Annotated in this window: 9 protein-coding genes; all 9 read left to right on the top strand. The window is 60.6% G+C overall.

What is annotated here, in order from left to right; translation table 11 throughout:
• The first annotated feature begins 18 nt into the window (after positions 1 to 18).
• Positions 19 to 1,089 carry an S-methyl-5-thioribose-1-phosphate isomerase gene (mtnA, locus tag C9990_RS23090; protein ID WP_065901839.1) on the top strand — a complete coding sequence of 357 codons (1,071 nt, stop codon included), beginning with the start codon at positions 19 to 21 and terminating at the stop codon, positions 1,087 to 1,089.
• Positions 1,090 to 1,513: 424 nt separating this feature from the next.
• Entirely contained in the window at positions 1,514 to 4,168 is a 2,655-nt protein-coding gene (gene gyrA, locus C9990_RS23085; protein WP_028619469.1) for a DNA gyrase subunit A, read from the top strand.
• Positions 4,169 to 4,411: 243 nt separating this feature from the next.
• Positions 4,412 to 5,497 (top strand): 3-phosphoserine/phosphohydroxythreonine transaminase, encoded by a 1,086-nt coding sequence (gene serC, locus C9990_RS23080; protein WP_065901837.1) that lies wholly within the window; start codon positions 4,412 to 4,414, stop codon positions 5,495 to 5,497.
• Positions 5,497 to 6,591: a prephenate dehydratase gene (gene pheA, locus C9990_RS23075; RefSeq protein ID WP_034096534.1), complete on the top strand. Its 1,095-nt coding sequence runs from the start codon at positions 5,497 to 5,499 to the stop codon at positions 6,589 to 6,591. The genes serC and pheA overlap by 1 nt, the downstream gene beginning before the upstream one ends.
• Positions 6,592 to 6,600: 9 nt before the next feature.
• Positions 6,601 to 7,713, top strand: a complete 1,113-nt coding sequence (hisC, locus tag C9990_RS23070) for a histidinol-phosphate transaminase (RefSeq protein ID WP_106804783.1) — start codon at positions 6,601 to 6,603, stop codon at positions 7,711 to 7,713.
• A 28-nt stretch (positions 7,714 to 7,741) separates the two neighbouring features.
• Entirely contained in the window at positions 7,742 to 9,952 is a 2,211-nt protein-coding gene (locus C9990_RS23065; RefSeq protein WP_106804782.1) for a bifunctional prephenate dehydrogenase/3-phosphoshikimate 1-carboxyvinyltransferase, read from the top strand.
• Positions 9,949 to 10,638 carry a (d)CMP kinase gene (cmk, locus tag C9990_RS23060; RefSeq protein ID WP_003172653.1) on the top strand — a complete coding sequence of 230 codons (690 nt, stop codon included), beginning with the start codon at positions 9,949 to 9,951 and terminating at the stop codon, positions 10,636 to 10,638. Before C9990_RS23065 ends, cmk begins: the two co-directional genes overlap by 4 nt.
• Before the next feature lie 119 nt (positions 10,639 to 10,757).
• The gene (rpsA, locus tag C9990_RS23055; protein WP_065901832.1) at positions 10,758 to 12,449 is read left to right on the top strand and encodes a 30S ribosomal protein S1; all 1,692 of its coding nucleotides are present in this window, start codon (positions 10,758 to 10,760) and stop codon (positions 12,447 to 12,449) included.
• A gap of 161 nt (positions 12,450 to 12,610) precedes the next feature.
• Positions 12,611 to 12,895 (top strand): hypothetical protein, encoded by a 285-nt coding sequence (locus C9990_RS23050; RefSeq protein WP_106804781.1) that lies wholly within the window; start codon positions 12,611 to 12,613, stop codon positions 12,893 to 12,895.
• The last annotated feature ends 71 nt before the right edge of the window (positions 12,896 to 12,966 follow it).

The following is a 12,966-nucleotide window of genomic DNA, read 5'->3' as shown; positions in this document are numbered from 1 at the left end:
ATGAGTACGGGGTGAGGGATGCGCGATCGACTGTTGGCAGCGGAGAAAGTGAAGGCCATCGATTGGCGTGATGGCGCACTGCACCTGCTCGATCAGCGTGTTTTGCCCTCCCGCGAAAGCTGGGTGGTGTGTTCGACGGTCGAAGACGTCGCCGCTGCCATCCGCTCGATGACCGTGCGTGGTGCGCCGGCCATCGGCATCAGCGCAGCCTACGGCCTGGTGCTCGCCGCCCGTCGACGCATTGCCGAAGGCGGTGACTGGCAAGCGGCATGGGAAGAGGACTACGCGTTGCTGGCCGATTCGCGTCCGACGGGGGCGAACCTGTTCTGGGCCCTCAAGCGCATGCGTGACCGCCTCGATCGTCTCAAGAAGCACGCCGACCCGGCGGCGGTGCTGGAAGCAGAAGCCATCGCGATCCACGAAAGCGACCGTGAAGCCAACCTGAGCATGGCGCAGTTGGGCCTTGAGCGGATTCGCAAGCACCAGGGCAATGCCCAGGCGATCCTCACCCATGGCAATGCTGGCGCCCTGGCCACCGGGGGTGTCGGCACGGCCCTCGGGGTGATCCGCGCTGCCTTCCTGGAGGGGTTGGTCGAGCATGTCTACGTCAACGAAACGCGCCCCTGGCTGCAGGGGTCGCGGCTGACGGCCTGGGAGCTGGCGGGCGAGGGGATTGCGACCACCGTCAATGCAGACTCGGCCGGCGCGCATATCCTCAAGACCAAAGGGGTGACCTGGGTGGTGGTCGGCGCCGACTGCATCGCGGCCAATGGTGATGTGATCGGCACGATCGGCACTTATCAGCTGGCGGTGTGTGCCATGCACCATGGCGTGCGCTTCATGGTGGTGGCGCCGAGTTCGACGCTGGACCTGATGATGGCCACTGGCGAGGACGTCGCCCTGGAAGAGCGCGACGCGGGCGAGTTGCTGGAAGTCGCCGGGCAGCGTTTGGACGCGGCGGCTTTCAACCCCGTGTTCGACGTGACTCCCGCCGACCTGATCGATGTGATCGTGACTGAAAAAGGCATCGTCGAACGGCCGGACACCGCCAAGCTGGCCAAGTTGATGTGCCGTAAACGATTGCATTGAGGGTGTTGCGGCCTTCGAGATTGCTATCGCTGGCAAGCCAGTTCCTGCAGTGGCGGTGCGCACTGTGCAACATTGTAGGAACTGGCTTGCCGGCGAACCCCCTCAAATGTCAACAAAACCATTGGATCCATACGCAAAAAATAGCACCAAGGCATCTCTGAGCCCCTCTCGTCGCCCTCAAGCCTGTCATCCGTCAACTTACTATGCTCCATGCGCATCAGGGGGATAGGTGCGTGGCGGCGATTGTGATAACATCCGGCGGTTTCCAGGGCTGCCCCGAGGGGTGGCCTATAACGTGCAGATCCGTGTCATAACTCGTTGATTTGTCGTAAGTCGTTGTCAGGCACTGTGCCGGCAGCGGCGAGCTTCGTTCGTCCCATATGGATGTGACGAAGTTTCACCCGAAAAAGGAATCAGGCTTCTCATGGGCGAACTGGCCAAAGAAATCCTCCCGGTCAATATCGAAGACGAGCTGAAACAGTCCTACCTCGACTACGCGATGAGCGTAATTGTCGGTCGGGCACTGCCTGATGCGCGCGATGGCTTGAAGCCCGTGCACCGGCGTGTGCTGTTCGCGATGAGCGAGCTAGGTAACGACTGGAACAAGCCGTACAAGAAATCTGCCCGTGTTGTCGGTGACGTGATCGGTAAGTATCACCCTCACGGCGACACTGCGGTGTACGACACCATCGTTCGGATGGCCCAGCCGTTTTCCCTGCGCTACCTGCTGGTAGACGGCCAGGGCAACTTCGGTTCGGTCGACGGCGACAACGCCGCGGCCATGCGATACACCGAAGTGCGCATGACCAAGCTGGCGCACGAGCTGCTGGCCGACCTGCATAAAGAAACCGTGGACTGGGTGCCGAACTACGACGGCACCGAAATGATCCCGGCAGTCATGCCGACCAAGATTCCAAACCTGCTGGTCAACGGCTCCAGCGGTATCGCCGTGGGCATGGCCACCAACATCCCGCCACACAACCTCGGTGAAGTCATCGACGGTTGCCTGGCCCTTATCGACAATCCTGAGCTGACTGTCGATGAGCTGATGCAATACATCCCTGGTCCGGACTTCCCGACCGCTGCGATCATCAACGGTCGCGCCGGTATCATCGAAGCCTACCGCACCGGTCGCGGGCGCATTTACATGCGCGCCCGCTCGATCATCGAAGACATCGACAAGGTCGGTGGTCGCCAGCAGATCGTCATCACCGAACTGCCGTACCAGTTGAACAAGGCGCGGCTGATCGAGAAGATCGCCGAGCTGGTCAAAGAGAAGAAGCTCGAAGGCATCACCGAGCTGCGCGACGAGTCCGACAAAGACGGTATGCGCGTGGTGATCGAGCTGCGTCGTGGCGAAGTGCCTGAGGTGATCCTCAACAACCTCTACGCCCAGACCCAGCTGCAAAGCGTGTTTGGTATCAACGTGGTAGCACTGATCGACGGCCGCCCGCGCATCCTGAACCTCAAGGATCTGCTCGAAGCCTTCGTTCGTCACCGCCGCGAAGTGGTCACCCGCCGTACCGTGTTCGAACTGCGCAAGGCCCGCGAGCGCGGCCACATCCTGGAAGGCCAGGCAGTTGCGCTGTCGAACATCGACCCGGTGATCGCCCTGATCAAGGCCTCGCCAACCCCGTCGGAAGCCAAGGAAGCGCTGATCAGCACCCCTTGGGAATCCAGCGCCGTGGTGGCCATGGTTGAACGCGCCGGCGCCGACTCGTGCCGTCCGGAGACCCTGGACCCGCAATACGGTCTGCGCGAAGGCAAGTACTTCCTGTCGCCGGAACAGGCCCAGGCCATCCTGGAACTGCGTCTGCACCGCCTGACTGGCCTGGAGCACGAGAAGCTGCTGGCCGAGTACCAGGAGATCCTCAACCAGATCGGCGAGTTGATCCGCATCCTCAGCAGCGCCGTGCGCCTGATGGAAGTGATCCGCGAAGAACTGGAAGTGATCCGCGCCGAATACGGCGACGTGCGCCGCACCGAAATCCTCGATGCGCGTCTCGACCTGACCCTGGGTGACATGATCCCGGAAGAAGAGCGCGTCGTGACCATTTCCCACGGTGGTTATGCCAAGACCCAGCCCCTGGCTGCGTACCAGGCCCAGCGTCGTGGTGGTAAAGGTAAATCGGCTACCGGCGTGAAGGATGAGGACTACATCGCTCACCTGCTGGTCGCCAACAGCCACACCACGCTGCTGCTGTTCTCCAGCAAGGGCAAGGTGTACTGGCTCAAGACCTACGAGATCCCGGAAGCCTCGCGTGCCGCCCGTGGTCGTCCGTTGGTCAACCTGCTGCCGCTGGACAGTGATGAGTACATCACCACCATGCTGCCGGTCGAGGAATACACCGAAGGTCACTTCATCTTCATGGCGACCGCCAAAGGCACCGTGAAGAAGACCCCGCTGGAATCCTTCAGCCGTCAACGCAGCGTGGGCCTGATCGCCCTGGAGCTGGACGAAGGCGACGTACTGATCTCCGCCGCCATTACCGATGGCGAGCGTGAAGTCATGCTGTTCTCCGACGGAGGCAAGGTCACGCGCTTCAAGGAATCCGACGTCCGCGCCATGGGCCGTACCGCCCGCGGTGTGCGTGGCATGCGCCTACCGGAAGGGCAGAAGCTGATTTCGATGCTGATCCCGGAAGAAGGCAGCCAGATCCTCACGGCTTCCGAGCGTGGTTATGGCAAGCGCACCGCCATCAGCGAGTTCCCGGAGTACAAACGTGGCGGCCAGGGCGTGATCGCCATGGTCAGCAACGATCGCAACGGCCGTCTGGTCGGCGCGGTCCAGGTGCTCGACGGCGAGGAGATCATGCTGATTTCCGACCAGGGCACGCTGGTACGTACCCGTGTGGCTGAAGTGTCGAGCCTGGGCCGTAACACCCAGGGCGTGACGCTGATCAAGCTGGCCAAAGACGAAAAACTGGTGGGCCTGGAGCGTGTGCAGGAGCCATCGGAAGTCGAAGGCGAAGAGCTGGAAGGTGAGGAATTCGACGGCGAGGTGATCGCAGCAGGCGATGACAACGTCGACGAGCCAACCCTCGACGCTGCCGCAGACGAAGAAGAACCGCAGGAATAAGCGGACACACAGGGGGCGGATGAAGATTCGCCCCCTTGTTGTTTGTCCCTTGTGAAATAACACGTCCTTTGGCTGGACGCGCTCAATGTGGGAGCTGGCTTGCCCGCGATGGCAGCGCCACGGTATCACTGCGCTACCGAGGTGCCCTTGTCGCAGGCAAGCCAGCTCCCACAAGGGTTCGCTCCAGAGAAAGGTTGTTGCCGAACATGATTGCAGCCCCACCAGATCAGAGTGAGATTGGATGTGAGCAAGAGAGCCTATAACTTCTGTGCCGGTCCCGCGGCGCTTCCTGAAGCAGTCCTGCAGCGTGCGCAGGGTGAACTCCTCGACTGGCATGGAAAAGGCCTCTCCGTGATGGAAATGAGCCATCGCAGCGATGAGTTCGTGTCCATTGCCACCAAGGCCGAGCAGGATCTGCGCGACTTGCTGGACATCCCATCCAACTACAAAGTGTTGTTCCTGCAGGGCGGCGCCAGCCAGCAGTTCGCCCAGCTGCCCCTGAACCTGCTGCCGGAAGACGGCACCGCCGACTACATCGACACCGGTATCTGGGGCCAGAAGGCCATTGAAGAGGCTTCGCGCTACGGTCACGTCAACGTTGCCGGTACCGCCAAGCCCTACGACTATTTCGCCATTCCCGGCCAGAACGAGTGGAAGCTGTCGAAGGACGCGGCCTACGTGCACTACGTAGCGAACGAAACCATCGGCGGCCTGGAATTCGACTGGGTACCGGAAGTAGGCGACGTCCCGCTGGTGTGCGACATGTCCTCGGACATCCTCTCGCGCCCGATCGATGTGTCCAGGTACGGCATGATCTACGCCGGCGCGCAGAAGAACATCGGCCCGAGCGGCATCCTGGTCAACATCATCCGCGAAGACCTGCTGGGGCGTGCCCGTTCGCTGTGCCCGACCATGCTCAACTACAAGGTCGCGGCCGATAACGGCTCGATGTACAACACCCCGCCGGCGTTCGCCTGGTACCTGTCCGGCCTGGTCTTCGAGTGGCTCAAGGAGCAGGGCGGCGTGGCTGCCATGGGCAAGCTGAACGAAGAGAAGAAGCGCACCCTGTACGACTTCATCGACGCCAGCGGCCTGTACAGCAACCCGATCAACCTGACCGACCGCTCGTGGATGAACGTGCCGTTCCGCCTGGCCGATGACCGCCTGGACAAGCCGTTCCTGGCCGGTGCCGACGCGCGCGGCCTGCTGAACCTCAAGGGCCACCGTTCGGTCGGTGGCATGCGCGCCTCCATCTACAACGCTGTCGACATCCACGCCATCAACGCGTTGGTGGCCTACATGGCAGAGTTCGAAAAGGAACACGGCTAATGTCTGAGCAAGAACTCAAGGCCCTGCGCGTGCGCATTGACAGCCTGGACGAGAAAGTCCTGGAGCTGATCAGTGAGCGCGCGCGGTGCGCCCAGGAAGTGGCACGGGTAAAGATGGCCTCCCTGGCTGAAGGCGAAGTGCCAGTGTTCTACCGGCCTGAGCGTGAAGCCCAGGTGCTCAAGCGCGTGATGGAGCGCAACAAGGGCCCATTGGGCAATGAAGAGATGGCGCGGTTGTTCCGTGAAATCATGTCTTCCTGCCTGGCGCTGGAGCAGCCACTGAAAGTGGCTTACCTCGGGCCTGAGGGCACCTTCACTCAAGCGGCGGCCATGAAGCACTTCGGCCACGCGGTGATCAGCAAGCCAATGGCTGCGATCGACGAAGTGTTTCGTGAAGTGGCGGCCGGTGCCGTGAACTTTGGCGTGGTGCCGGTGGAAAACTCCACCGAAGGCGCGGTCAACCACACGCTGGACAGCTTCCTCGAGCACGACATGGTGATCTGTGGCGAAGTCGAGCTGCGCATCCACCATCACCTGCTGGTGGGCGAGAACACCAAGACCGACAGCATCAGCCGTATCTACTCCCACGCCCAGTCGCTGGCCCAGTGCCGCAAGTGGCTGGATGCGCATTACCCGAATGTCGAGCGCGTGGCGGTGTCCAGCAATGCCGAGGCGGCCAAGCGGGTCAAGGGTGAGTGGAATTCGGCGGCCATTGCCGGTGACATGGCGGCGGGCCTGTATGGCCTGACGCGCCTGGCCGAGAAAATCGAGGATCGCCCGGACAACTCCACGCGGTTCCTGATGATCGGCAACCAGGAAGTACCGCCGACCGGCGACGACAAGACGTCGATCATCGTCTCCATGAGCAACAAGCCCGGCGCGCTGCATGAGCTGCTGGTGCCGTTCCACGACAACGGGATTGACCTGACGCGTATCGAGACTCGTCCTTCGCGCAGCGGTAAATGGACTTACGTGTTCTTTATCGACTTCGTCGGCCATCACCGCGACCCGCTGGTCAAGGGTGTGCTCGAGAAAATCAGTCAGGAAGCCGTGGCACTCAAAGTGCTGGGCTCTTACCCGAAAGCGGTTTTGTGAGGCTTTAACATGAGTGGCAACTTCCTCGCCCTGGCTCAGCCGGGCGTGCAACAACTGTCGCCTTACGTTCCAGGCAAGCCTGTGGACGAGCTGGCGCGTGAGTTGAACCTGGATCCTTCGAAGATCGTCAAGTTGGCCAGTAACGAAAACCCGCTGGGCCCAAGCCCCAAGGTGTTGGCGGCCATTCGTGAGGAGCTGGCCGAGCTGACCCGTTACCCCGATGGCAACGGCTTTGCGCTCAAGTCCCTGCTGGCGCAAAAGTGCCGGGTCGAGCTGAGCCAGGTGACCTTGGGCAACGGTTCCAACGACATTCTCGAGCTGGTCGGCCGTGCCTACCTGGCGCCGGGCCTCAACGCGGTGTTCAGCGAACACGCGTTTGCGGTCTATCCGATCGTGACCCAGGCGGTCGGCGCTGATGCGCGCATCATTCCTGCGAAGGAGTGGGGCCACGACCTGCCGGCCATGCTGGCAGCCATCGACGCCCAGACCCGTGTGGTGTTCATCGCCAACCCGAACAACCCGACGGGCACCTGGTTCGACGCGCAGGCGCTGAACGACTTCCTGCAGGATGTGCCGGAGCACGTGCTGGTGGTGCTGGACGAGGCCTACATCGAGTACGCCGAAGGCAGCGACCTGCCGGACGGCCTCGACTTCCTGGCGGCCTACCCGAACCTGTTGGTCTCGCGCACCTTTTCCAAGGCCTATGGCCTGGCGTCGTTGCGGGTGGGCTACGGCCTCTCCACGGCGGTCGTCGCGGACGTGCTGAACCGCGTGCGCCAACCGTTCAACGTCAACAGCCTCGCGCTGGCGGCGGCCTGTGCGGCCGTGCAGGATGCCGAATACCTGGAAGAGGGCCGGCGCATCAACGAAAGCGGCATGCTGCAGTTGCAGGCAGGCTTTCGCGAACTGGGCCTGGGCTGGATTCCGTCCAAGGGCAACTTCATCTGTGTCGACCTCGGCCAAGTGGCTGCTCCGGTATTCCAGGGCCTGTTGCGCGAAGGTGTGATTGTGCGTCCGGTGGCTAACTACGGTATGCCGAACCACCTGCGTATCACCATTGGCTTGCCGGCAGAAAACAGCCGCTTCCTGGAGGCGTTGGCCAAGGTTCTGGCTCGTGGTTGATGTCACTGCATTGCAACCTGTTGTGCCTATGATCGGTCGCCTGGTGGTGGTCGGTCTGGGGTTGATCGGCGGCTCCTTCGCCAAAGGCTTGCGTGAGAGTGGGTTGTGTGGCGAAGTGGTCGGTGTGGACCTGGACCCGCAATCGCGCAAGCTGGCGGTCGAGTTGGGCGTGGTGGATCGCTGCGAAGCGGACCTGGCACTCGCATGCCAGGGCGCTGACGTGATCCAGTTGGCGGTGCCGATCCTGGCCATGGAGAAATTGCTGGCGGTATTGGCGGGCATGGACCTGGGGCAGGCGATCCTGACGGACGTCGGCAGTGCCAAGGGCAATGTGGTGCGCGCTGCGCAACAGGCGTTTGGTGGCATGCCCGCGCGCTTCGTGCCGGGCCATCCGATTGCCGGTTCCGAGCAGAGCGGGGTGGAGGCATCGAATGCGCAGCTGTTCCGGCGCCATAAGGTGATCCTGACGCCGCTCGAGCAGACCGATCCTGCGGCGTTGGCCGTGGTTGACTGGCTGTGGCGTGAGCTGGGCGCTGACGTGGAGCATATGCAGGTCGAGCGCCACGACGAAGTGCTGGCGGCGACCAGTCACTTGCCGCATCTGCTGGCATTTGGCCTGGTGGACTCGCTGGCCAAGCGCAATGAAAACCTCGAGATTTTCCGTTACGCCGCCGGTGGCTTTCGCGATTTCACGCGGATTGCCGGCAGCGACCCCGTGATGTGGCACGACATCTTCCTCGCTAACCGCGAAGCGGTGTTGCGCACCCTGGACACTTTTCGCAGCGACCTCGACGCCCTGCGCGACGCGGTTGATGCCGGGGATGGCCATCAGTTGTTGGGCGTGTTCACCCGTGCGCGGGTGGCGCGTGAGCATTTCAGCAAGATCCTGGCGCGCCGGGCCTATATGGAAACTGCCGTGAACGCCGATGACCTGACCTTCCTCGCCAACCCGGGCGGCCGCTTGAGCGGACGTATCCGGGTGCCGGGTGACAAGTCGATCTCCCATCGCTCGATCATGCTCGGCTCGTTGGCCGAGGGTGTGACAGAGGTTGAAGGTTTCCTCGAAGGTGAAGACGCCCTGGCGACCTTGCAGGCTTTTCGCGACATGGGTGTCGTCATCGAAGGTCCGCACCATGGGCGCGTGACCATTCATGGCGTGGGCTTGCATGGCTTGAAAGCCGCGCCGGGGCCGATCTACCTGGGTAACTCCGGCACATCCATGCGGCTGCTGTCGGGGTTGCTGGCGGCGCAAAGCTTCGACAGCGTGTTGACCGGCGATGCGTCCTTGTCCAAGCGTCCGATGAGCCGCGTGGCCAAGCCGCTGCGGGAAATGGGCGCGGTGATCGAGACCGGTCCGGAAGGGCGTCCGCCATTGACCATCCGCGGCGGCCAGGTGCTGAAAGGCCTGGCCTATTCGATGCCGATGGCCAGTGCACAGGTCAAATCCTGCCTGTTACTGGCCGGGTTGTACGCCGAGGGCGAGACTTCGGTGACCGAGCCCGCGCCGACCCGTGACCATACCGAGCGCATGTTGCGCGGTTTTGGCTACCCGGTGGCGGTGAGTGGCGCGACCGCGTCGGTGCAATCGGGTCATGCACTGACCGCTACCCATATAGAAGTGCCGGGGGATATTTCCTCGTCGGCGTTTTTCCTGGTGGCGGCGTCGATTGCCGAGGGTTCCGAATTGTTGCTGGAGCATGTCGGCGTCAACCCGACGCGGACCGGGGTGATCGATATCCTGCGGCTCATGGGCGCAGATATCACCTTGGAAAACCCGCGTGAAGTAGGCGGCGAGCCTGTCGCGGACTTGCGTGTGCGTGCTGCGGCCCTGAACGGTATCGAGATCCCCGAAGCTTTGGTGCCGTTGGCGATCGATGAGTTTCCGGTGCTGTTTGTCGCGGCGGCCTGTGCCAACGGCCGCACCGTGTTGCGCGGGGCGCAGGAGCTGCGCGTGAAGGAGTCCGACCGTATCCAGGTCATGGCCGACGGTCTGTTGGCGTTGGGCGTGAAGTGTGAACCGACTCCCGATGGGATTATCATTGACGGTGGCCTGATGGGCGGCGGTGAAGTGCACGCCCAGGGTGATCACCGGATTGCCATGGCGTTCAGTGTGGCTTCCCTGCGGGCGACGGCACCTATTCGAATCCGTGACTGTGCCAATGTTGCTACGTCTTTTCCGAACTTTCTTACACTGTGTGCCCACGTCGGCATCCGTGTTGCCCAAGAGGCTCAATTGTGAATATCAAAGCACCGGTGATTACCATCGACGGGCCAAGTGGCTCGGGCAAAGGCACGATCGCCGGCATCCTGGCCAAGCGCCTGGGCTGGTGTCTGCTCGATTCCGGCGCGCTGTACCGCCTGCTGGCGTTTGCCGCACGCAACCATGGCGTCGACCTGACCAACGAAGAATCGCTGAAGCTGCTGGCGGCGCATCTTGATGTGCAGTTTGTCGGGGCGACGGAAGGTCATCCCCAGCGCATCATCCTTGAAGGCGATGATGTGACCGATGACCTGCGCAATGAACAAGTCGGCTCCTGGGCCTCCCAGGTTGCCGCGCTGCCGGCCGTGCGCGATGCCTTGCTGCAGCGTCAGCGCGCGTTTCAGGAGCCGCCGGGCCTGGTCGCCGATGGTCGCGACATGGGCACGGTGGTGTTTCCGGAGGCGCCACTGAAGATTTTCCTGACCGCCAGTGCCGAGGAGCGTGCGCGCCGCCGCTACTTGCAGTTGAAGGGCAAAGTCGATGGTGTTAGTCTGTCGAGTCTGCTAGATGAGATCCGTGCACGCGATGAGCGTGATACCCAGCGCGCAGTAGCCCCGCTAAAGCCGGCGGCTGATGCCATACAGCTGGATTCCACGGAGTTGTCCATCGAGCAGGTGCTGGAACGCATCTTGAGCGAAATCGCCATTCGCGATATCGCCGGGTGACCAAGAAGGCCGCAGGGGACCAGTCATAGTCCTGGGGCGCTTCTTCTAATTGAAACTAACCCACACCGTCTGGGGTGTGGAGATGGGCGTATTCTTCGCCCTTATCAACAGGAATTAAAATGAGCGAAAGCTTTGCGGAACTCTTTGAAGAAAGCCTAAAAACCCTGAACCTTCAGGCAGGCTCCATCATCACCGGTGTTATCGTTGATATCGATTACCAAGCTCGCTGGGTAACCGTTCACGCTGGTCTGAAGTCTGAAGCTCTGATCCCGCTGGAACAGTTCTACAACGATGCTGGCGACCTGACTATCAATGTCGGTGACGAAGTTCACGTTGCTCTGGACTCGGTTGAAGACGGTTTCGGTGAAACCAAGCTGTCCCGTGAAAAAGCCAAGCGCGCTGAATGCTGGATTGTTCTCGAAGCAGCCTTCGCAGCTGAAGAAGTGGTCAAGGGCGTTATCAACGGTAAGGTTAAAGGCGGCTTCACTGTCGACGTTAACGGCATCCGTGCGTTCCTGCCAGGTTCTTTGGTCGACGTTCGTCCAGTGCGCGACACCACGCACCTGGAAGGCAAAGAACTCGAATTCAAGGTCATCAAACTCGACCAGAAACGCAACAACGTTGTCGTTTCCCGTCGCAGCGTCCTGGAAGCAGAAAACTCCGCCGAGCGTGAAGCTCTGCTGGAATCCCTGCAGGAAGGCCAACAAGTCAAAGGTATTGTCAAGAACCTCACCGATTACGGCGCATTCGTCGATCTGGGTGGCGTCGATGGCCTGCTGCACATTACCGACATGGCTTGGAAGCGTATCAAGCATCCTTCCGAAATCGTCAACGTTGGCGACGAGATCGATGTCAAGGTTCTGAAATACGATCGCGAGCGCAACCGTGTTTCCCTGGGCCTGAAGCAACTGGGTGAAGATCCATGGGTTGCTATCAAAGCCCGTTACCCAGAAAGCACTCGCGTGACCGCGCGTGTTACCAACCTGACCGACTACGGCTGCTTCGCAGAGCTGGAAGAAGGCGTGGAAGGCCTGGTACACGTTTCCGAAATGGACTGGACCAACAAGAACATCCACCCTTCGAAAGTCGTACAAGTCGGCGACGAAGTGGAAGTTATGGTTCTGGACATCGACGAAGAGCGTCGTCGTATCTCCCTGGGCATCAAGCAGTGCAAATCTAACCCATGGGAAGATTTCTCTGGCCAGTTCAACAAGGGCGATAAAATCTCCGGCACCATCAAGTCGATCACCGATTTCGGTATCTTCATTGGTTTGGACGGCGGCATCGACGGCCTGGTTCACCTGTCCGATATCTCCTGGAACGAAGTGGGCGAAGAAGCTGTTCGTCGTTTCAAGAAGGGCGACGAGCTGGACACCGTTATCCTGTCGGTTGACCCAGAGCGCGAGCGTATCTCCCTGGGTATCAAGCAGCTGGAAAGCGATCCGTTCTCCGAGTACGTTCAAGAGAACGACAAAGGCGCAATCGTTAAGGGCACTGTGAAAGAAGTTGACGCTAAAGGCGCCATCATCACTCTGGCCGACGATATCGAAGCGACTCTGAAAGCCTCCGAAATCAGCCGTGACCGCGTTGAAGACGCGCGCAACGTTCTGAAAGAAGGCCAGGAAGTAGAAGCCAAGATCATCAGCGTTGACCGCAAGAGCCGCGTAATCCAACTCTCCATCAAGTCGAAAGACGAGATCGAAGAGAAAGAAGCCATCCAGAGCCTGCGCGACAAGCCAGCCTCGTCGGATGCTCCAGTTGACACCACTCTTGGTGCTCTGCTGCGTGCGCAAATGGAAAAACAGAACTAAGTTCTGTCAGACCATAGAAAAAGGGCGACTTCGGTCGCCCTTTTTTGTGCCTGAAATTCGTTGAATCAACAACCGAGAACCAAGCCTTACGGTTAAGTGTCAGAACTGTCTATAGTCTTCATGAAAGCTGTTCCAGCGCAGTTGTTTCAATAAGGATCTGAATGTACAGGCTTATCGTTTTATTCGTAGTGGTAATGCTTGCAGGCTGTTCCACCACCAGTGCCAAAACCCACGCTAGACGCGGCGTCAGCGGCATCGAGGTTGACTGCTCGGGCCTTGGCAATAACTGGGACAAGTGCGAGAAACGCGCGGCTCGGGAGTGCAAGATGCAAGGCTACAAGGTCATCACCCGATCCAGCGATGCCAAGGATGAAGAGGGCGACTACCTATTCGGCTGGAACCCCGCCGGCGCAGTTACCCGCACCATGCTGGTGATCTGTAATTGAGGGGTCAAGACGTATGCAGATATGTTGCTGCATGGGCTGTTCAAATTCATCAAGTCATGCTAAAACCTTCG

Origin of the sequence: Pseudomonas sp. S5D5, assembly GCF_003013355.1 — a bacterium.
Taxonomy (GTDB): Bacteria; Pseudomonadota; Gammaproteobacteria; order Pseudomonadales; family Pseudomonadaceae; genus Aquipseudomonas; species Aquipseudomonas aylmerensis.
The sequence above is the reverse complement of the archived record's forward strand: the minus strand, read 5'-3'. Positions and strand labels throughout refer to the sequence as shown.

Bases quoted from the DNA above. Each gene is read 5' to 3' on its own strand.
- mtnA (WP_065901839.1), top strand. From the start codon at position 19: ATGCGCGATCGACTGTTGGCAGCGGAGAAAGTGAAGGCCATCGATTGG.
- gyrA (WP_028619469.1), top strand. From the start codon at position 1,514: ATGGGCGAACTGGCCAAAGAAATCCTCCCGGTCAATATCGAAGACGAG.
- pheA (WP_034096534.1), top strand. From the start codon at position 5,497: ATGTCTGAGCAAGAACTCAAGGCCCTGCGCGTGCGCATTGACAGCCTG.
- hisC (WP_106804783.1), top strand. From the start codon at position 6,601: ATGAGTGGCAACTTCCTCGCCCTGGCTCAGCCGGGCGTGCAACAACTG.
- C9990_RS23065 (WP_106804782.1), top strand. From the start codon at position 7,742: ATGATCGGTCGCCTGGTGGTGGTCGGTCTGGGGTTGATCGGCGGCTCC.
- rpsA (WP_065901832.1), top strand. From the start codon at position 10,758: ATGAGCGAAAGCTTTGCGGAACTCTTTGAAGAAAGCCTAAAAACCCTG.
- C9990_RS23050 (WP_106804781.1), top strand. From the start codon at position 12,611: ATGTACAGGCTTATCGTTTTATTCGTAGTGGTAATGCTTGCAGGCTGT.